This is a genomic window from Alicyclobacillus dauci, from assembly GCF_026651605.1.
Classification (GTDB): domain Bacteria; phylum Bacillota; class Bacilli; order Alicyclobacillales; family Alicyclobacillaceae; genus Alicyclobacillus; species Alicyclobacillus dauci.
Map to the genome: position 1 here is coordinate 3,194,004 of NZ_CP104064.1, position 19,562 is coordinate 3,213,565.

The window sequence follows — 19,562 nt, forward strand, 5'->3', positions numbered from 1 at the left end:
CTCGACCATTGTATTCACCGAAGTGTCCGTTTGACTGGGTTAACGTATGCTATATGACGAAACAAATGGAGGAGGATACCGGTGCATGTGATGTTAGTGGCGCCCGAAGGCCTGCCCATTCCACCGAGTCGTGGTGGAAGTGTACAAATATATTTATCACACTTACACGAATCCCTTTCAAAACGTGATGATGTCCGCGTGACGTTAGTGAGTCCTAGTCCAAAAAGCCATGCCTCGCACGGAAATACAGCATCTTCACGGCACATGACCATTCCAGGTGATCGAAACACCTATTGGAGTCGTGTGAGAACACTTATCGGGGAGCTGATGCCAGATGTCGTGCAAATCGATAACCGACCATCCCAAGCCCTTGATATCATTCACGCACACACCACCGTCCCTGTGATACTCAACATGCACTCCACAACATTTCTCGGACCAAAACATATTTCATCACAGCGTGCCCGAGAAATCTTACAATCCACTCAAGCTGTGGTGTGCAACAGTGAAGACTTGGCCCGCACCTTGAGGGCTCGCTGTAAGCTCCCTCTCACCTGGCGTTATCACGTCATTTATCCCGGCGTAGAGCAGGGTGCTTCGAATTTCCCGAGACGGATTCGAACCAGGCCACACTCTCCACTTCGCCTTCTATTTGTAGGCCGCGTGATACAGCAAAAAGGTGTTCATATCTGTATCGAGGTCATTCGAGAATTGCAGAAAGAGTTTCCGATCACGCTCACGGTAGTGGGACGAACTCCCCCTTGGGAAAAAGCATATGGTGCGCTCGTAAAACAGAGATCGAAGCATCTAAACATCCACTTCACGGGATTCATCGAACCCAGCCGCTTACATGACTTGTACGAAAATCACGATATTCTCCTCTGTCCATCCCAAAAGCACGAAGCGTTCGGACTGGTCAATGTCGAGGCCATGACGCACGGAATTCCCGTTGTCGCAAGTCACATCGGTGGAATCCCAGAAGCTGTGGGAGAGGACGGTGGACTGCTCGTACGAACGTACAAACAGCCGCGCCAGTTCGCACAGGCCGTGCGAATTTTGCGAGATGAACAGACGTACCGAAAGTACAGCGAAGCCGCCCTAAAACGATCCCGTCACTTCACATGGGCAATAGCTGCACAGAAATTCAGCAAACTATATCAGGAAGTACGAAACAATCCAAAAGAGTCATCGCAGTAGGCGCCACTGATGCTGGTGCACGCAAACAGGGCTGCCCTTTGCAGGACAGCCCTGTAACGATTTCGCAAAAAACCTTTCTTACACGTTGACGGAATCTCCGGAAGCCACGTACCTTGACTCTTCTTCGCTCTCGGCTTCGTCTTCCTCCACAATCCGTGGAACCCGAAGGGCACTTGCAACCCCCCAATAGTAGAAGACGATTGCACCGAGACCAACAACAATTGTATCCCATGGATTCGGGATGACAATGCTGTATACCTTCGTATTTGTAAAGCTTCCAAGAATGGACATGACACCAACGAACAGGTAGTAAACGATGAGCCAGATGCCCGACTTCCACTCTGTCCTCATGCGATTGCGGGTTTCCGAATCCCGATCCATAAAAGCGAAGTACAGAATCAGGGACGCCAACGTGAACCCAATGAGCAGGGAGTCAGTCTGCCAACCAGCCCAATAAATAATCCACGTTGCACAAATGAAGGCAGCAGGAGCAATGACACCTAACCCTTTCAACTTGTACGGACGAACAAGGTCTGGAGCCGTACGACGAAGTGCCGCCACGCCAACAGGACCAATCATGTACGTCATAACCGTCGCGGACGTAACCGCGTTGACCAACCCACTCCACATGCTGAACCGGAATGGCAAGGTCCAAACGATGGAAAGAAGCAGTGTAAGCCACAGTGCCCCACGAGGTAGCCCGGTTCGAACATCGATCTTTCCGATAACGGAGTAGAAGTATCCATTTCTTGCCCAAGCAAATAACGTGCGAGCTGTACCCGCCAAGTAGATATTGCCTGTGCCCGACGGTGAAAGAATAGCGTCAGCAAAAATAATGACAGCAAACCAACCTAGTCCCAGCGTCTCCATTAAGTTCGCAAACGGAGACTTGAAGGAGATTGCGTTCCAACCACCAGACAACATACTGTGCGGAACAGCACCGATAAAGACAATTTGCAGTAAGACGTAAATCGCTGCAGATAGAAGCACTGCAAACACGATGGCACGTGGAATATCGCGTTGTGGGTTACGTGCCTCGGCCCCAAAATCAACAGCTTGACGGAAGCCGAGGAAAGCAAAGACCAACCCGCCTGCTGTTAGACCTTGCATTGCCCCGTGAATACCGCCCGGCGACGCACCGGTTACTGTAAAATTGCTCGGATGGAAGTTGAACAGCAAAATGATAATCGTCAACAACGGAACGACAAACTTCAAGATGGTAACGATGGTATTGATTTTCCCAAAAACCTGAACACTCCAATAGTTGATTAAGAAGAACAGAACCAAAAGTGCGATTTGGAACAAATTGCCCCAAATAGAGACATTCCCGTCTGCCGTGTCCAGTCCCGGGATGTAACTGGAAGCATAACTGCGGACCGCTTCGGATTCTACACCGGCGACACTGGAATACGCCATCATGGAAGCAAAACCAATTAAGTAACCAACAAGTGATCCATGCGTATAATCCGGATATCGAACGAAACCGCCAGCACGTGGAATGGCCGCTGCCATTTCACCGTAAACCAAACCAATAAGCATGACTGCCAGTGCGCCAAACAACCAGGGAATCCAAGCGATTCCGCCAGCCATTTTAACCGCAGCCTGTGACGCAAACAGCCACCCTGACCCGACCATGGAGCCGACACCTAACAGTGTGAGGTCTAATAAGCTTAATTTTCTGCGAAATTTACCCTGCTCCATAAGTTCTCCCCTTTCCAGTTAACAATATACAAGTATTCAAATAGTCCGACCCTCGCCGTGATTATATCACCTACGATCAATAAGTCAAACAATTCTGTATATAGGGAAGATTGTACGGTGAGATTAAAACAGGGACGTCCTTGTGGACTGTCCCCGCTTATGAAAATCAATCTCAATCTAGTCCGAATCCAGGATTCTCTCTTAGTTAACTTAGTTGAACACGCCGCGCACTACAAAACTGACGTTTGCAGGACGTTCTGCAAGCCGACGCATAAAGTATCCATACCAATCGTCACCGTATGGGACGTAGATACGTACGGGATAGCCCTCGTCCACTAGTTGTTGCTGAAGATTGTTGCGAATGCCAAAGAGCATTTGGAACTCATACTTGTCCCGAGAAATATGATGCTGAGCAATGAACTTCTTGGCATGCTCAATGATATGTTCGTCGTGTGTTGCAATGGACGTCAATCCAGCCGACGGCAGGTGTAACTCCAACATTTTAATATAGTTTGCATCGACATCGGCCTTATCGGGGAACGCCACAGTTTCAGGCTCCTTATACGCCCCTTTGACCAAGCGAATACTTACATTTGCCTCAGCTAGAGCCTTCACGTCGTCCAAGCTGCGATACAAATAAGCTTGAATAACTGTCTGAACTTTTTCATACGATTGACTAAGTGTACTGAAAATATCGAGTGTGACTTGACACCGCTCGAAATCCTCCATGTCGATGTTGACCCATAGATCGTGCTTCTTCGCAGTATCGAGAATCATGTGCATGTTTTCCAGACAAAGTTCCTTGCTGATATCGAGTCCAATTTGCGTCAATTTGAGACTCAGCGATGCTTCGGCCTTGGCGTCGTGAATGGCGTCCAACGTCCGCACACAAAAGTCTGCAGAATCGCGCGCCTCGCTTTCGTCAGCGACAAATTCACCCAAGTGATCAAGTGTAACGGCCATGCCTGCATTATTCAACGCTTGCACCGCAGCGATTGCACTCTCAATGGTTTCACCTGCTACAAAGCGATTGGCTCCAAAACGAAGTCCATATCGTTTTGCCCAACTATTCATTGACTGATTTTTTGCCAATTGCAGGAAGAAAGAGCGAAGTGCTTCTTCCATGCCATCCCCTCCCATTCTAGCACGAACAAACAATATGAAGCGCTTGCACAATCGTGATTCAAGCTTGCTGACACATTCCTTTATACTGCCTCTTTCCCGTCATTCTCGCAACTAGAAAACTAGTGGGAAATATGAAGTAACTTGAGAAGGTTCACACCGCTGTCGCCTGCAGCGTACCCGATTTGATATCCGAGTAGAATGATGAACACTAACCACAAGATAACGGTCAAAAAGGTCACCATAAACCGTCCGAACGTGCGACGACGCACCCTCGTACGAAGGACCATGAGGAGTATAGATATGATTCCTAAAACAATGATCAATACGTAAACCAGAGTTCACCGCTCCTAGCAACTGTGAGACCCCATCAGGATGATGGGTTACGCACAGATGGTAAAATGCGTTCGGGTTTCACAGTTCGGACGATGGTGTGCGTGTGCTCGTCGAGCGGATCGAACTGGGTGATATAATCCACCACTTCCTTGGTAATGGCGGTAGGCGTGCTTGCCCCCGATGTAACTGCAACTCGCCTTGCGTGCCGAAACCACTCCGGCTTAATTTCACTGACGTCAGCTACTCTGTGCGCCGGTGTTCCAGCAATTTGTTCTGCTACTTGTGCCAATCGGTTTGAATTATTGCTCCTAGGATCCCCCACGACGATGCACACGTCAGCTTGACCAGCCTGTTCCGCTACGGCTTGTTGCCTTGTTTGTGTAGCCATACAGATCTCGTTATGGATTTCCGCTGTAGGATATTTTGTCACGACCAGATCCATGAGTTCCTTCGTATCCCACTGGCTCATTGTCGTCTGATTGGTGACGACGATGCGATCTGTGGCGATGCTGAGTGCCTCCACATCCGATGGGCCCTCAACCAAATGGACATGGTCCGGTGCTACACCGACTGCCCCTTCCGGTTCCGGGTGACCCTTCTTTCCAATGTAGACGACTTCGTATCCAAGTTTGACTTTTTCGCGGATTAAATCGTGCGTTTTCGTCACGTCAGGACATGTCGCATCAATGACACGCAGTCCTTTTGCCATCGCCTTTCGCTTCACTTCGGGTGATACACCGTGAGCCGTAAAGATGACGGTCCCTTTATCAATTCGATCCAAAAGTGATAGGCGATCCGCCCCGTCTACTGTCACGACACCTTCTCTTTTAAAGGCCTCAACGACGTGTTGGTTATGGACAATCATCCCAAGAATGTAGATGGGACGCGGCAACGCTTTGTCCTCTGCGGCACGTTTGGCGATGACCATGGCGTCGACCACACCGTAACAGTATCCGCGTGGTGTGATTTTCAAGACTTCCATTGGTGCCGCCTCCTTCTCCTATATTCTACAACACCTGGCGTGCCGTGACAGCGTCCATCATTTGGACTGTGCGACACGACGACCGCGCCACTGATGTAATAGTTTTTGCTTTAAGTCCCACAGTGGTTGTGAGAGATCGACGTGGTACCCGTGCGGCTTTAAGTGCCGCCTAATTTCGGACCCGAAGTACTCAACCTGCACTTCAACGCGCGCTTGAATCTCCGGTAGCTCCGGCAACTCGTAAACCAACGTCCCACCCTGGAAAACAGGCACCAACAACTCTTCCACCCTGTAATTCTGAATGACTTTCCGTTTGTACGTGTGAATCGGATCAAACAGCTCGAGCGGCTCCGAGGGATCGTACGTCTCATCCACAAGCGCAATCAAATCCGCCACTGCATGGTCGTCAACGTACAGCCGGAGTACTTTTTTGCGGCCCGGATTCGTGATTTTACTTGGATTCTCGGACACTTTGATACGCGGTTCGAGGACGTGATTTACCTCTTGGGCAACCAGCTTGTATACGCACCCGAGGGCTGGGCAATCGATGCTGGTGATGAGGTTCGTCCCCACTCCCCAACTGTCGATCTCGGCGCCCTGCGTCACCAGGTCGCGAATGGTGTACTCATCGAGATCGGACGAAGCAATGATCTTCGTCTCCGTCAGACCCGCGGCGTCCAACATTTTTCGTGCACGTTTGGAAAGATACGCCAGGTCACCACTGTCAATCCGTATCCCCTTCAGAGTATGGCCCTCTTCCTTTAAACGAAGGCCAACGCGAATGGCGTTGGGCACGCCGGATCGCAAGACGTCGTATGTATCCACCAAGAGTACTGTATCGTCGGGGAAGGCGCTCGCGTATGCCTCAAATGCCTCCAGTTCAGAGGGAAAACTTTGAATCCAGCTGTGGCCCTGAGTGCCGGCAACAGGAAGATGATACGATTCGGCGGCCATGAGATTGCTCGTTGAAACACATCCGCCAATGATTGCCGCACGAGCCCCAAAAACAGATGCGTCGACATTCTGCGCGCGTCTGAGACCCATCTCGATAACGGGATTATCCTCATGTCCGTCGTTCGTACGGGCTGCCTCAACAATCCGCCGAGCCTTCGTCGCAATCAAACTCTGATGGTTGATGAAGGACAGGATAGCAGACTCGATGAGTTGCACTTCAACAATTGGCCCTTCCACGCGGAGTAACGGCTCGTTCGGGAATACAACCGTGCCCTCGGGGATGGCATAGACGTCCCCATGAAACGTGAAGTTCTTTAGGTACTGCAAAAACTCGTCTGAAAACATGTTTAACGAACGAAGGTACGCTAAATCGGCGTCGCTGAACCGGAGATTATACAGGTACCACACGACCTGTTCCAGTCCCGCGGTAATGGCATACCCGTTTCCACAAGGATTCTGCCGATAGAATAAATCGAATACAACACGCTCTTCGTGACGGCCCTCCCGAAAATGGCCGTACATCATCGTCAATTGGTAAAGGTCCGTGAGCAGCGTCAAGTGTCTGTCACGATAAACCGGCAAGCGGGATATTTCTTCGATCCGCTGCCGTGCTCGTTCATTCACATCTGTCAACCAATTCATCTCCTGCACCCATATGATGTTGAGGTCTATTTTTCGCTCGCGAGCGCATCCTGAATGATTTGTATCACTTCACGACCACCACTTGCAATGATGTCGCGTGTCACCAGGCTGTACGGTTGGCCGTCAAGGTCCTCAACCGTGCCTCCAGCTTCTTCAATTAAGAGAACACCAGCCGCGACATCCCACGCATTCAATTCATATTCCCAGAATACATCAATTCTGCCAGCCGCCACATACGCCAGTTGCAATGCTGCAGCCCCTAACGTGCGAAGGCTCTTAGCGCGGGTGATGAGCGGCATGGTACGCTCCATCATCACATCGCGTTCGGCATGTCGCATGGGCAGTCCCGTGGAGATCACGGCACGTTCCAGTTCGTGAATCCGTGAAACCGCGAGTTTCATCCCGGGGTTCGATTCACCTGTTCTGGAGATCCAATCGCTGATGGCAGATTTATCAGCGAGATACGCTCCTTGCCCGCGGACGCTGTAGAACACTTCGCCGCGGTAGGGATCGCACACAACACCCACCTGAATGCGGCCTTGGCATGCAAAGGCAATGGAAACAACAGAAAGGGGGATAGCGTGCACGAAGTTCGTCGTTCCGTCAAGCGGATCGACAATCCAAACAGCTTCGTCAGCCAGGATTTCACGCGTCGCGGTAACGGCGGCGTCATGCCCCGGACCCACTGATTCTTCACCAAGTACGTGGTGATCCGGAAAGCTGGTTCTTATGCGGTCATGGATCAGCCGCTCGCAATGTGGATCAACATCCGTGACCAAATCGGAAATAGATGTTTTTGTATGAACCACCAATTCCGTGGCGAATCTTGACCGAAAGTAATCCCCTGCCTCAAGAGCCGCTTCCAAGGCGGTACGCAGCACGAGCCTCAATTGTTTGTCCTCGGTTCCCATGGCATGTCACCTTTCTGGAAAGGTTTCCTCACTCAACAAGCTGAAAACGAACATCCTTGATGCGCAAGTGGAAGTCTGAGAGTTTGGCGTATTCCAACGCCCCGCTCGGGAACAAAACACAAACAGATGTTTCGTTTAACAAGTGAACGACGAGCTCACCCGTGACGATGCTCCCGCTGTCGCCAAGACAAACTGCCAACGGCGTCAAATGGTCCGATGGAAAAACAGACGGACGTTGATGAGCCTCTGCTGATGTTCGGACAAGGACGAAATCGCTTGTTGCGGCGTCGCCGAGATGGACTTGGACTGCCGCATTCTCTCCAGACCCAGTTCTCTCCATTGTTAGCCTGACTTCAATTATGCGTTCATAATCCGTGCCGTACGGTGCGTAGTCCGTCGTTTCACGAACGTTGTTGACGGAGACGGACAAATGAGTGGGTTCGATCCGTTGGGCCTGCTTGAGTGGTACGACAGGCAACGTTTGGGACGTCGGAAGGTAGTGCTGGAACCACTCTGCAATCCGCACAAGTTCGTCCATCCGATGCCTAGGTTCATGAATCCCATGTCCCTCTCTCGGGTAATGAATGTACTCAACCGTCTTGCCGGCTTCCACCAGTGCATTGTACATTTCGCGTGAATTCGCCGGAAACGTATTGTCATCGGCATCACCGTGGATGATGAGAACCGGTGTCTGGATATTCTGTACGTATCGCGAGGGTGACCGTTCAAGGTACAGTTCCTCGTTCTCCCAATACGTCCCCAGGTACATGATCTCCCAGGTTCGCTGCGTGGAGCACCCGAAATCGGTGAACAAACTCCAGATTCCGAATTCAGAAACGGCCGCTTTAAAACGATGGTCATGACCGATGATCCAGTTGGTCATATACCCGCCATAGCTTCCGCCAGTCAGTCCGAGCCTTTCCGGATTAATTCGCCCCGTCTCCAATACGGCATCCACACCGGCCATGATATCTCGATAGTCGCCGCCGCCGAGATCGCGATGGTTGGCTTGAATGTACGTCTGCCCGTAACCAATTCCGCCGCGATAATTTGGCGAAAAAACGGCGTATCCAAGGCTTGCCAACCAATGATAGTTGAGATAGTGCGCGAAGGAAAGCGTCGTATGCCAAGCGGGTCCTCCGTGAATATCGACAATGAGCGGATACGGGCCAGCCCCAACGAGTTCCTCGTTCGGCAGCACGAGGACGCCCTCCATTTGCCACCCGTCAAACGAGTTCCATGTAAACGCCTCGACACGTGCTCGAGGCAAATCACGTTTGTCAGCATGTAAGTTCGTCCATGCTTTCCCGATCTGCTCGTCCAGAGAACTGACAAACACATCGGCCGGATCATCTTTCGTCTCCGCGATATACGCGATGCGTTTTGCCTTGTCAGCCACCGCAAACTCTTGAACAATCGCCGTTTCCAACGTGATGTAGCGAAAGCTCCACTCTTCTACATTCTCACTGCACGTAAAACCAACAATAGGTGCGTATAATCCCCGTTCGGTCGCAGCGATGATTTCGTGGGGACCGTTCCACGCAATGTCCTCGACATCGCCGACAAAGCCCAAGGCTTCCGTAACATTCTCCACGCTCTTACCATTTAAATGAATCAGCCATAGGTCAGACTGTGCATGTTCGGACAAATCACCCCGGGGCGCGATAAAGGCGATTCGGGTTCCATCCGGCGAGATGACTGGCTGAACACAGGCGCCTTTGCGGGTGACCAAAGGACGGGCGTGAAAGGCACCGGAGTCCGAACGAGCGAGCGCCCATATGTCACATCTGTCCACGTCATTGACGAGGCCCGTGTAGTTCGTCACAAATACCACAAGCGACCCATCGTGGTTCACGGCCAACTGCTGCAAACCGTAGTCCCGGGGATATATTGTGGTTACTTCGAACGTCGGCAGCGCAATGGAACAGATCCGCTTTGGACGAACGATCCGCTCTTCGTGTATCACATCCCGCTTGTCTTCTTCAGCAGAGGTCCGCATGTACTTCTCATACGGTGTTTCCTTCGCATCAGTGATGACGAACAGGCGCTTCCCATCTCCTGTAAAGGTGAAGTCGTAAACTTCACCGAGCTCGTCGGAGACAAGTCTCGCCTCACCGCCAGCAAGGGGGAGAACATACAATTGATGGTCCGGATACTCCGTGTCATCATCTTCGCTCTTCGGGCGTCTATCACTGATGAATCCCAGCCACTTTCCGTCTGGACTCATCTGCGGATACGTATCTTTACTATCTCCTTGCGTCAGTTGAACTGGATGCAGACGGTCATGTTCATCCACTGACCACAGTTTATGTACATATTCAGAAGCTTCGTCATCGGTCGTTTGCAGACTGTATACAACCCGATTCCCGTCGGGTGAAATGGTCACGCCGCTCGGTCGACCAAATGACACGACTTCCTCGATGGTCCATTTCTTCAACACGTCTCACCTCAGTCTTCGCTTCCACTGTACATGAGGGAATCTGGCGACACAAGCGTATGCAAAAACCGGAAAAATGTTACAATAGCAGGAGTATGCAGGAAAAATGTTCAATGCGGACGGAGGAGGACGCTCATGTCACACCCAACCATGCGAACAGTACATGATTCTCTCGGAGAACTTCAAATTCCAGCAGAAGCGTATTACGGAGCACAAACTGCACGTGCAATCGTTAATTTTCCAATCAGCGGACTACGTTTGCCTCACGAATTTATTCGAGCACAAGCCATCGTCAAGTGGGCTGCAGCGCGAGCTCATGCCGATCTCGGCACCATGACACAAGACAAAACAAACGCCATCTGTCAAGCGGCTGAAGAAGTGATCGACGGTCGCTTTCAAGACTGGTTTCAAGTCGATGTCTATCAAGCAGGTGCAGGTACTTCACAAAACATGAACGTCAATGAAGTCATCGCAAGTCGCGCGTCAGAGTTACTCGGCGGAACACGCGGTGACACCAGCATGGTTCATCCCAATGATGACGTCAATCGATCCCAATCGACAAACGACACCATCCACGTGGCAATGAACATTGCAGGAATGGAGATGCTCGCACACGAACTCGATCCGTCCCTTGCAGCCCTGCAGACAGCCTTAGAGGACAAAGCTCTAGCTTTTCAAGACGTGATCAAGGCTGGACGCACACATTTACAGGATGCCGTTCCGCTCCGCCTCGGTGACGAATTTGCGGCCTACGCCGAGAACATCGCCAGGCACCGAGTTTGGTTAGAGCAAAGTGCGAGTAACCTGCTTGCTATCGGGATCGGTGGAAACGCTGTGGGAACCGGGATCAACACACCACCCGGATTTGCGCAGCGAGCTGCTGAATACATCTCGGAGTATACACAGCTCGCCTTTCACCTGCCGAACAACCCGTTTACGTTTAACCAAAACCCGGACGAAGTTGTCCTCGTCAGCGGTGTTTTACGAACCATTGCACAAGCGCTGGGCCGTATCGCAAACGACTTCCGTCTCATGGCGTCAGGTCCTCGGACGGGTTTTGGCGAGATCGAGATGCCGGCAGTGCAACCGGGATCGTCCATTATGCCTGGGAAAGTAAATCCAGTCATGGCGGAGATGCTAAACATGGTCGCCTTTCAAGTCCTCGGTTGCGATACGACGGTGGCCCAGGCAGGCTTAGCCGGGCAGTTGGAATTGAACGTGATGATGCCAGTCATGGCCGCGAATTTCTTACATAGTATTCGAATTTTGAGTAACGCCGTCGATGCATTTACAGACAGATGTGTACGAGGGATTGAGGCGGATGTGTCCAGGTGCCGTTGGTATGCGGAAAATACACTGTCACTTGCGACGGCACTAAACGTGGAGGTAGGCTACGAAGAAGCTGCTAAAATCGTCAAGTACGCTCTGACTCACAACGTCTCTTTGCGCGATGCGGGAAAAGCCCTTGGTATAGCGGACGTGGCCATGAATAGGGCGCTCGATGTAGAACGCCTGTCACGGGTAACGGATCCGTCGCAACCGGTGTCCACTCCGCATGCGTCGAATGTCCAGGATCCACCTCAGAGCCCGCCCCCAACGAACGGCCGACCGCACGGCGGAACATTCGAAATGGGGGATTAAGCCGTGGCTCTACTGTGCTCCCGATGGGGGACGGTCTGAAATCTCTATTCGTCTTTAAAATGATGCCAGTCAAGTTTAGAGGACTTCAGCAGTTCGTCAAATGATTGTTCGTCGTCCTCTTGCGGATCAAATAGTTCAGCAAAGGACAAATCCGGATTTTCTTCCAACCGCTCTTTCGCCGACTGGACTTTCCGTTTTGGTTTTTCCTTTGCCTTTGTCTTGTCCATCTCGACATCCGCCAATTGGGATTTTAACTGGGCAAGTTTTTCCGCAGCTTGCCCACCAATGGTATCGCCGATGTGAAACGCTTCTTCTTTTGGCTTTTCCTTTTCAGGTTTCTTTGGTTTATCTGGAATCACGTCCATCGCGTATGCCGGCTTATCCATATCGTCAGTGCGTGTACGTCGATGTCCTTGCTTTGTTCGCTTTGCCACGGTGTTACCACCCTCCCACCGTTTATTCCCGTTCTTTTAACCAGTTCGCTAAATAAGTCTTTTCGTCATCAACAAGCGTAGGATGATCATCTAGATAGTGACGAAGGACCGCCTCCTCGAAGGCCGGATCTTCCGGACCAAAAGGTAGTTCCATTGTCGCGGATGACAGTCGCCGATCATAAAGAATATCCCACTGTTCTGCGCCGTCTTGCACATTCCTCTGAAGCAATTGAATGTATATGCCATCTTCATCAGTGCCGTCCGCTTGGACGTACATAAACATCTCGTAATCTCCGAATTGATGCACCCAGTCTAATTGATCAAACGAACGCATGATCATGCTCCTTATATAGGTTATCCGACAAGGTTCTCGAATGAGCATAAAGCGTATGTCCTTACGCCAAAGTATATCACATCATACGCACTTGTCCGTAATGTACTGGGCCCGTCCATGAGATGCAGGTTAACCGCGTTTTTGCTAAAATGGCCATAGTCTTATTGTACATAGTAATCGCGTACATAACTTTAAGGAGGCAAGACAATGCGTCAGTTCTTTTGGGGAGTATTCTTCGTTGCACTCGTCGTCGTGGCATTTTTCACTTTCGTTCCACGCGGAGCGTACGGCGCATAACAGCTCACTCGCAAGGAAGAAAAAGGAAGTATCCCGGAGATTCATTCCGTCCATGGTCCCATGGGTACTTCCTTTTTTCCAAGCAGTCGATCCCGCCGCCGACAAAAAGGGGCTGCCCCTGCACCCATCCTACGACGGCATGCGGGACAACCCCGTTCATCAGGCTATTCAGCCTCGCCATTCCCTTATTGGTTCACAAGAACTTTCTTGAACTCCTCTGTGAGAAGAGGAACCACCTCAAACAAGTCACCGACGATACCATAATCGGCAACTTGGAAAATGGGCGCTTCCGGATCTTTGTTGATTGCCACGATAACCTTTGAGCTGGACATCCCTGCTAAGTGCTGAATCGCGCCAGAGATCCCGCACGCGATATACAGGTCCGGTGTGACAACCTTACCGGTTTGGCCAATCTGAAGCGCGTAGTCGCAGTACCCTGCATCACATGCACCGCGCGATGCACCGACTGCCGCCCCGAGCACATCCGCGAGTTCCTTTAGTGGGGCAAACCCATCTGCAGACTTCACGCCGCGTCCGCCCGAAATAATGATTTTTGCTTCCGTTAAGTCCACCCCGCCAGTCGCCTTTTGAACGACTTCGCGGACAACTGTTGCTAGGTCGGGTGTTTCAAAGGAGACTGTCACTTCATGCGTTTGTGCCGTCTTGGCCGATCCGCTATACGGCTGAAGGTTATTCGGGCGAATCGTTACCGCGTACGGTTCAGCCTTCGGCGTGACCTTCGTGAACGCTTTACCGGCGTAGATCGGACGTGTGAATAACGGTTTGTCGCCGCTCACATCAAGGGCGGTTACATCGGAGATCTGACCGAGGCCAAGACGCATCGCAACAACTGGCGCCAAGTCCTTTCCCACAGCGGAGTGCGCAAATAAAATCACCTGCGGATTCACTTGCCGGTAGATTTCCAGTACGGCTTTCCGATATGCCGAAGGTGTATAGTTTTTGAGGCTTTCATCGTTTACAACCCAGACGTCGTCTGCGCCCTTCGCACCAAGGTCAGGAATGTTCACCTCGTGACCGAGTACGGCGACGTGAACGGAACCACCCTGTGCCAATTCATTCGCCGCGCCGATCATTTCATTTGTAACTTGACGCACATTCTGGTGACGTACGTCGGCAACCACTAAGATGTTCTTTCCCATTGTTCTCCCCCCTGTGCTTATTCGATAACCTTTTCAACGGTGCGAAGAGCACCAACGAGTTCCTTCACTTGGTCGGACAGTTCGCCTTGCAGAATTTTCCCGGCTTCTTTTTTCGCGGGCAGGAACGTCTCGACGACTTCTGTTCTGGCGGCAATGACCGATGAATCCAGTCCCAAATCAGCCAGCGTAACGTGGTGAAGCGGCTTTTTTCCAGCCTTGCGAATGCCAATCAAAGATGGGTAACGCGGGTCGTTGAGACCCTGTTGCGCTGTGACAACGAGTGGCAAGCGTCCAGCGACAATTTCTTCATCACCTTCAGCGTCGCGGTGCCCAACGACCTCGTCACCGTTTATCTCCAATTTCGTCAACGTGGAGATATGTTCCCAACCGAGCAGTTCCGCAAGTCGTACTGCAACCTGGCTTGACCCGTCGTCGACCGCTTGATTGCCGCCCAAGATGAGATCGTAATTGCCCTTCTTGGCAATGGCAGCCAGCACCTGTGCAGCTGTATACTCGTCGCCGAACAGTGCTTTGTCATCCGCAAGAATCGCTTCATCCGCGCCCATGGCGAGTGCCGTGCGGAGGGCTTCCTCCGCGCGCTCAGGGCCCAGTGTTACAACGGTCACCTGAGCATCATTTTCCTCCTTGAGGCGAATTGCCTCCTCAATGGCATATTCATCATACGGATTGACGACAAAGCGAACGCCGTCTTCTTTCACTTTCCCGTCCACAATGTTAATACGCTCTTCCGTATCAAACGTCTGTTTTAATAGAACCAAGATATTCACAGCGTTACTTCCTCCTTTACATCGTCGCGTCTGGAGATACCGTACAACAAGACTCGAACGATCTCTGGTGCGAGTGCCGGCAAGTTGTACTTGCTCCCCGTGAGCACCCATGCGGTAACTGTTTCGTCCATTGTTCCGAAAATCATTCGGCGTGCAATCCGGTGACTGATGGCCCCGTCGACAACGCCTTCTCTCACGCCCTGGTCGATGACGCCGTCAAGCAAGTTGTAAAACGGTTTCATGATGTCACCGACCTGTCGACGCAACTCTGCATCGACTTGCCGCAGATGTACCTGTGTGACCATGGCCAAGGCGGGATCGCGACTGAGGTCTTGAAAATAGATCTCCACGATCCGCCGCAACTTCCACTCAGCAGTCTTCTCTGTTGGAAGCGCTTGCTCAAGTTGCAAAACAACTTCACCAATTGCCTTTCGCAGGATGGATAAAAGGAGATCCTCTTTGTTCTTAAAGTAGAGGTAAACCGTACCATCCGCGACACCGGCCTCACGTGCAATTCGGCTGATCTGCGCGTTATGATACCCTGCCTGGGAAATCACCTGGATGGCCGCTTGTAGGATGGCAGTATGCTTGCCACTGTCCCGGCGTGTTCCGATATCCATCCCTCCCAGAAATGAATGAGCATTCATTCATTTTCTAACCAGAGTGTATTCTCAGTGAAAGCGACTGTCAATAGATCTCGAAAAGAAATTATACCGAACGGTCGGAAGGTACGAAATACATGGAACGGCAAGACGGCCACTCAGTACCGCTCCCGCTCCATGTTAATTAGGCTAGACCCAAAGCTTCACGCAGTTTCGGTTCTACTTTCTCAAACCCTTTGTCCCCGGCAGCGCGAAACTTCAGCGTCCCATCCTTGCCAAACACAAAGAACGCCGGCGTGTACTCATTCATAAATTGGTTCGCAATAGCGTGTCGATTGTCCACAGCGCAAGGCTGGGTGATTCCGTATTTGTCGACATCCTTTTGAATTCGTTCCACATCCGTATCCTCTTGCATCCGCGGCATATGAACGGCAACTGTTTGCAAACCTTGTGCGCCGTATTCATCTCGAAGGCGCAAGACCTCAGGCATAGTTTCGTGACAAATATGGCATGACACAGCCCAGAAGTGGACAAATGTGACCTTGTCTTTTTCCAGTTTCGGTTCTCCATTTAACCATTGTGTCGCACCCTCGAGTGTTGGCATTTCCGTTCCTAAACGCATTGGCATGTCGTTTCCCCCCTTAGATGGACAACAACGGGGCGTCATGGATAAACTCCTAACGATCCCCGCTGTTATCAAATATTTACGGTTTCGAGTGTCACCAGTTGGATCTTACAGGAGTGCTTCCCCAGGCTTCCAGTTGGCTGGGCACATCCCGCCGGCTTGGAGGGCTTCCAGTACACGCAGAGTTTCATCAACACTGCGACCGATGTTCATATCGTGAACAACTTGGTATCTGAGTACGCCCTCTGGATCAATGATAAACAACCCACGAAGTGCGGTTCCTTCTTCTTCCACCAACACGTCGTAGCTGCGTGCAACTGTCTTGGTAAAATCTGCGGCCAACGGGTAATCCAAACCACCGAGCCCATTTTCCGTCTTGGGCGTATTAATCCACGCTTTGTGGCTATGTACGCTGTCCGTACTTGCACCCAAAACTTCAGCGTCGAGATCCTTGAATTCCTGCAGTCGATCGTTCATTGCGATAATCTCGGTTGGGCAAACAAATGTAAAGTCCGCTGGATAAAAGAAGAATACCAGCCACTTGCCCTTGTAATCAGACAACTTTACGTGCTCGTCCAATGTGTCCATGTTTTTTGTAGATAGCATGTCAAAATCCGGTGCTGGACGACCAACCAACGGCATATGAATCCCTCCTCGAAGTTGTGCCAAACTGGCGAAGTACTATCAAACAGATTATACTATTAAGCAAATGGAGCTTTCAAACTCATGCGACCACGGACGAAGGGAAGGAACCCTGATTTATGGATACTTATCGCTCTGAGGACTGGAGTAGCGCTCACTTCATGGTCAACGATTCGCTCAGCGCGCTTCTAAACAGCCTACGGGATAACGGGTACAATCCGAGCCTGCACATCTCGTATGATCGCGAAGAACACCATCTGAAGGTTGACCCGGTGGTCTTGAACAAGCATGAAGATGTAAAGCGCATTTATTTAAAGTATTTAGAAGCGTGCAACGCGAGAGATCAAGCGGTTGAAGAAATACAGCAATTGCCAAAGCTCGATTTGGGCTTCTAGGTTACATTTACGGCATACCGTCGTATGTCCGTGCCAAGTCGCCTAATATCATAAAAGAGAGAGGTTTCTGCAATGCAGAGCCTCTCTCTTTTATGTTTGAAGACGCCTCGCCCTTAGACCTGCATAGGAACTTCATCATGCATGACATCAGCCAGTGTCAAGGCATCCAGTGCGTTCGTCACGGCCACCGTCACACGCATCCAGACATTGCGGGTGTGGCACCCGTGGTACAAGTCGCAAATACTCTCTGGAGACCCAGTCGAATCCTCAGTGATACAGGCAATGGGAGCGAGAGAACCTTCAAGCACGCGAACCAGTGCACCAACGGAGATCTTGTCGGCGGATCGACTTAATTGATACCCTCCGCCTGCACCGCGGACACTTGTAACAAATCCAGCACGGCGGAGCTTTGCCATGATCTGATCTAGAAACTGTTCCGGAATGGATTCTGACTCAGCTACCTCGCGAAGTGGGACTGGGCGCTCTACACCCGCCATTTGTGCTAAGGCAACCATGGCTCGCAACCCGTACTCCGTCTTGCGGGAAACTTTCACGAGTGGGTCCCCCTTTTCACAGTTCTAGTGTTTCGGCACGCCAAAATACCTTCATTCGTCTTCATAGTTCAACCAGACTTCGTCACCGCGGACTTCCACATCAAATGTCGACAAAGGAATGACACACGGGAAGGCCGTTGCTTGCCCCGTTCGGACGTCAAACTTCCCACCGTGTTTGGGGCACGCAACGATGTGCCCGGACAGCGTTCCATGACTCAGTGACTGCGAAGCGTGCGTGCATACGTCCGACGTAGCGTAGAATCCGTCTTCTAAGTGATACACTGCAATATCTTCGTCCTCAACCTCTACTTGCATCATTTCCCCAACTGCGAGCGCACTCGCAGTTGCAACTTTGACCCATGCCACGACTTCTTGCACCTCACACAACGTAAATCATCGAGCAAACCCTATTAGCCGATGGAGCCTTCCATTTCAAACTTGATCAGTCGATTCATTTCAACAGCGTACTCCATTGGAAGTTCGCGTGTGAAAGGTTCAATGAAGCCCATGACAATCATTCGGGTTGCTTCTTCTTCGGAAATGCCACGGCTCATCAAATAGAACAGCTGCTCTTCGCTCACCTTTGAAACGGATGCTTCGTGCTCCAGCGTGACGTCCTCGTTCATAATTTCATTGTACGGAACCGTATCCGACGTCGAGTTTTCGTCGAGAATTAGCGTATCACACTTAATATTCGCCTTTGCTCCCTTTGCATTGGGTGCAAAGCTTGCCAAACCGCGATACGTCGTTTTCCCACCGTGTTTACTGATGGATTTGGAGACAATCGTCGACGTGGTGTTCGGTGCATTGTGCACAACCTTCGCACCAGCATCTTGGTGTTGACCCTTGCCGGCAACAGCGATGGAAAGAACCATTGCCTTTGCGCCTTCGCCTTGCATGTACACAGATGGGTACTTCATCGTCAGTTTCGATCCGATGTTTCCGTCGACCCACTCCATCGTTGCATCCTTGTGTGCAACGGCGCGCTTGGTGACGAGGTTGTAGATGTTTGGAGCCCAGTTTTGAATGGTCGTGTAACGGCAACGTGCGCGATCCTTGACGATGATTTCAACGACGGCGCTGTGTAGTGAATTCGTGCTGTAAACCGGTGCCGTACAGCCTTCCACGTAATGTACAAAACTGTCGTCGTCAGCGATGATCAGTGTCCGTTCGAATTGGCCCATGTTTTCCGAGTTGATTCGGAAGTAAGCCTGCAGCGGCACTTCACAGCGAACGCCCTTCGGGACGTAAATAAAGCTTCCGCCACTCCAAACCGCGCTGTTCAGTGCTGCAAACTTGTTGTCTTCCGGTGGAATGATCGTACCGAAATATTCCTTAAAGATTTCAGGATGTTCACGCAGCGCTGTATCCGTATCGCAGAACACAACACCCATTTCCTCGAGGTCCGCTCGCATGGAGTGATAGACCACTTCGGATTCGTATTGTGCTGAGACACCGGCCAGGAACTTTTGTTCAGCTTCCGGGATACCAAGGCGATCGAACGTATTCTTGATCTCTTCCGGAACTTCTTCCCATGTCTTACCCTGACGCTCGGATGGTTTTACATAATACGTAATGTCGTCAAAGTCCAAGGCACTGAGGTCACCGCCCCAGGTGGGCATGCCCTTTTCCAAAAAAATATCCAGTGAACGAAGGCGGAAATCCGTCATCCAGCCAGGTTCGTTTTTCATCATGGAAATTTCTTCGACGGTCTTGCGTGTTAAACCCTTTTCAAATTTCACAACTGAGATGTCTTTATCGCGAAATCCATACTGATACTCTTCCATATCCGGCAATGGCTTTGCCAT

General features: G+C 51.1%; 20 protein-coding genes. 3 read left to right on the forward strand and 17 right to left on the reverse strand.

The features are described from left to right. Positions 1–90: 90 nt before the first annotated feature. On the forward strand, positions 91–1,197 hold the full coding sequence (locus NZD86_RS16195) for a glycosyltransferase family 4 protein (protein ID WP_268046903.1): 1,107 nt from the start codon (positions 91–93) through the stop codon (positions 1,195–1,197). Positions 1,198–1,275: 78 nt separating this feature from the next. On the opposite strand, the gene NZD86_RS16200 is transcribed toward NZD86_RS16195, so the two are convergent. The 7 genes from NZD86_RS16200 to NZD86_RS16230 all read right to left on the reverse strand — a co-directional run bounded on the left by NZD86_RS16200 (position 1,276) and on the right by NZD86_RS16230 (position 10,282). After that, on the reverse strand, positions 1,276–2,898 hold the full coding sequence (locus NZD86_RS16200) for an APC family permease (protein WP_268043083.1): 1,623 nt from the start codon (positions 2,896–2,898) through the stop codon (positions 1,276–1,278). 210 nt (positions 2,899–3,108) lie between these two features. After that, entirely contained in the window at positions 3,109–4,023 is a 915-nt protein-coding gene (locus NZD86_RS16205) for a proline dehydrogenase (protein WP_268043084.1), read from the reverse strand. A 119-nt stretch (positions 4,024–4,142) separates the two neighbouring features. Beyond that, entirely contained in the window at positions 4,143–4,292 is a 150-nt protein-coding gene (locus NZD86_RS16210) for a hypothetical protein (protein ID WP_268043085.1), read from the reverse strand. A gap of 98 nt (positions 4,293–4,390) precedes the next feature. Continuing rightward, a complete protein-coding gene (locus NZD86_RS16215) occupies positions 4,391–5,338 on the reverse strand; it encodes a 4-hydroxy-3-methylbut-2-enyl diphosphate reductase (RefSeq protein ID WP_268043086.1) in 948 nt (315 codons plus the stop codon). 57 nt (positions 5,339–5,395) lie between these two features. Further along, the gene (locus NZD86_RS16220; protein WP_456057547.1) at positions 5,396–6,925 is read right to left on the reverse strand and encodes a nicotinate phosphoribosyltransferase; all 1,530 of its coding nucleotides are present in this window, start codon (positions 6,923–6,925) and stop codon (positions 5,396–5,398) included. Positions 6,926–6,960: 35 nt separating this feature from the next. Continuing rightward, entirely contained in the window at positions 6,961–7,845 is an 885-nt protein-coding gene (locus NZD86_RS16225) for an inositol monophosphatase family protein (protein WP_268043088.1), read from the reverse strand. Positions 7,846–7,873: 28 nt separating this feature from the next. Next, positions 7,874–10,282, reverse strand: a complete 2,409-nt coding sequence (locus NZD86_RS16230) for a S9 family peptidase (protein WP_268043089.1) — start codon at positions 10,280–10,282, stop codon at positions 7,874–7,876. 135 nt (positions 10,283–10,417) lie between these two features. Here NZD86_RS16230 and NZD86_RS16235 point away from each other — a divergent pair, with 135 nt between their 5' ends. Then, on the forward strand, positions 10,418–11,923 hold the full coding sequence (locus NZD86_RS16235; RefSeq protein ID WP_268043090.1) for a class II fumarate hydratase: 1,506 nt from the start codon (positions 10,418–10,420) through the stop codon (positions 11,921–11,923). Between the two features lie 44 nt (positions 11,924–11,967). On the opposite strand, the gene NZD86_RS16240 is transcribed toward NZD86_RS16235, so the two are convergent. From NZD86_RS16240 to NZD86_RS16270, 7 genes are all read right to left on the reverse strand, one after another. After that, the gene (locus NZD86_RS16240; RefSeq protein ID WP_268043091.1) at positions 11,968–12,357 is read right to left on the reverse strand and encodes a hypothetical protein; all 390 of its coding nucleotides are present in this window, start codon (positions 12,355–12,357) and stop codon (positions 11,968–11,970) included. Positions 12,358–12,379: 22 nt separating this feature from the next. Next, positions 12,380–12,691 (reverse strand): hypothetical protein, encoded by a 312-nt coding sequence (locus NZD86_RS16245; protein WP_268043092.1) that lies wholly within the window; start codon positions 12,689–12,691, stop codon positions 12,380–12,382. 482 nt (positions 12,692–13,173) lie between these two features. Beyond that, complete coding sequence (locus NZD86_RS16250; RefSeq protein WP_268043093.1) at positions 13,174–14,148, reverse strand: electron transfer flavoprotein subunit alpha/FixB family protein; 975 nt, start codon at positions 14,146–14,148, stop codon at positions 13,174–13,176. A 17-nt stretch (positions 14,149–14,165) separates the two neighbouring features. Further along, positions 14,166–14,936: an electron transfer flavoprotein subunit beta/FixA family protein gene (locus NZD86_RS16255; RefSeq protein WP_268043094.1), complete on the reverse strand. Its 771-nt coding sequence runs from the start codon at positions 14,934–14,936 to the stop codon at positions 14,166–14,168. Next, positions 14,933–15,556, reverse strand: coding sequence for a fatty acid metabolism transcriptional regulator FadR (locus tag NZD86_RS16260; protein WP_268043095.1), 624 nt, complete (start codon positions 15,554–15,556; stop codon positions 14,933–14,935). The genes NZD86_RS16255 and NZD86_RS16260 overlap by 4 nt, the downstream gene beginning before the upstream one ends. Positions 15,557–15,722: 166 nt before the next feature. Further along, a complete protein-coding gene (locus NZD86_RS16265; protein ID WP_268043096.1) occupies positions 15,723–16,166 on the reverse strand; it encodes a redoxin domain-containing protein in 444 nt (147 codons plus the stop codon). Positions 16,167–16,271: 105 nt separating this feature from the next. Continuing rightward, complete coding sequence (locus NZD86_RS16270; RefSeq protein ID WP_326492577.1) at positions 16,272–16,805, reverse strand: peroxiredoxin; 534 nt, start codon at positions 16,803–16,805, stop codon at positions 16,272–16,274. 119 nt (positions 16,806–16,924) lie between these two features. On the opposite strand from NZD86_RS16270, the gene NZD86_RS16275 reads away from it, so the two are divergent. Further along, positions 16,925–17,200: a hypothetical protein gene (locus NZD86_RS16275; protein ID WP_268043097.1), complete on the forward strand. Its 276-nt coding sequence runs from the start codon at positions 16,925–16,927 to the stop codon at positions 17,198–17,200. Positions 17,201–17,313: 113 nt separating this feature from the next. Here NZD86_RS16275 and NZD86_RS16280 read toward each other — a convergent pair whose 3' ends face one another. The 3 genes from NZD86_RS16280 to sufB are packed head-to-tail and all read right to left on the reverse strand — an operon-like array spanning position 17,314 to position 19,562. Continuing rightward, positions 17,314–17,754, reverse strand: a complete 441-nt coding sequence (locus NZD86_RS16280; RefSeq protein ID WP_268043098.1) for an RrF2 family transcriptional regulator — start codon at positions 17,752–17,754, stop codon at positions 17,314–17,316. Between the two features lie 51 nt (positions 17,755–17,805). Next, complete coding sequence (locus NZD86_RS16285; RefSeq protein ID WP_268043099.1) at positions 17,806–18,132, reverse strand: non-heme iron oxygenase ferredoxin subunit; 327 nt, start codon at positions 18,130–18,132, stop codon at positions 17,806–17,808. A 32-nt stretch (positions 18,133–18,164) separates the two neighbouring features. Further along, positions 18,165–19,562 (reverse strand): Fe-S cluster assembly protein SufB, encoded by a 1,398-nt coding sequence (sufB, locus tag NZD86_RS16290; protein ID WP_268043100.1) that lies wholly within the window; start codon positions 19,560–19,562, stop codon positions 18,165–18,167.

What these genes read in the sequence shown, in the direction of transcription:
- NZD86_RS16225 (WP_268043088.1), bottom strand. Translation starts at nt 7,845, where the DNA reads ATGGGAACCGAGGACAAACAATTGAGGCTCGTGCTGCGTACCGCCTTG.
- NZD86_RS16205 (WP_268043084.1), bottom strand. Translation starts at nt 4,023, where the DNA reads ATGGAAGAAGCACTTCGCTCTTTCTTCCTGCAATTGGCAAAAAATCAG.
- NZD86_RS16235 (WP_268043090.1), top strand. Translation starts at nt 10,418, where the DNA reads ATGTCACACCCAACCATGCGAACAGTACATGATTCTCTCGGAGAACTT.
- NZD86_RS16245 (WP_268043092.1), bottom strand. Translation starts at nt 12,691, where the DNA reads ATGCGTTCGTTTGATCAATTAGACTGGGTGCATCAATTCGGAGATTAC.
- NZD86_RS16275 (WP_268043097.1), top strand. Translation starts at nt 16,925, where the DNA reads ATGGATACTTATCGCTCTGAGGACTGGAGTAGCGCTCACTTCATGGTC.
- NZD86_RS16195 (WP_268046903.1), top strand. Translation starts at nt 91, where the DNA reads ATGTTAGTGGCGCCCGAAGGCCTGCCCATTCCACCGAGTCGTGGTGGA.
- sufB (WP_268043100.1), bottom strand. Translation starts at nt 19,562, where the DNA reads ATGGCAAAGCCATTGCCGGATATGGAAGAGTATCAGTATGGATTTCGC.
- NZD86_RS16250 (WP_268043093.1), bottom strand. Translation starts at nt 14,148, where the DNA reads ATGGGAAAGAACATCTTAGTGGTTGCCGACGTACGTCACCAGAATGTG.
- NZD86_RS16260 (WP_268043095.1), bottom strand. Translation starts at nt 15,556, where the DNA reads ATGGATATCGGAACACGCCGGGACAGTGGCAAGCATACTGCCATCCTA.
- NZD86_RS16265 (WP_268043096.1), bottom strand. Translation starts at nt 16,166, where the DNA reads ATGCCAATGCGTTTAGGAACGGAAATGCCAACACTCGAGGGTGCGACA.
- NZD86_RS16200 (WP_268043083.1), bottom strand. Translation starts at nt 2,898, where the DNA reads ATGGAGCAGGGTAAATTTCGCAGAAAATTAAGCTTATTAGACCTCACA.
- NZD86_RS16270 (WP_326492577.1), bottom strand. Translation starts at nt 16,805, where the DNA reads ATGCCGTTGGTTGGTCGTCCAGCACCGGATTTTGACATGCTATCTACA.
- NZD86_RS16215 (WP_268043086.1), bottom strand. Translation starts at nt 5,338, where the DNA reads ATGGAAGTCTTGAAAATCACACCACGCGGATACTGTTACGGTGTGGTC.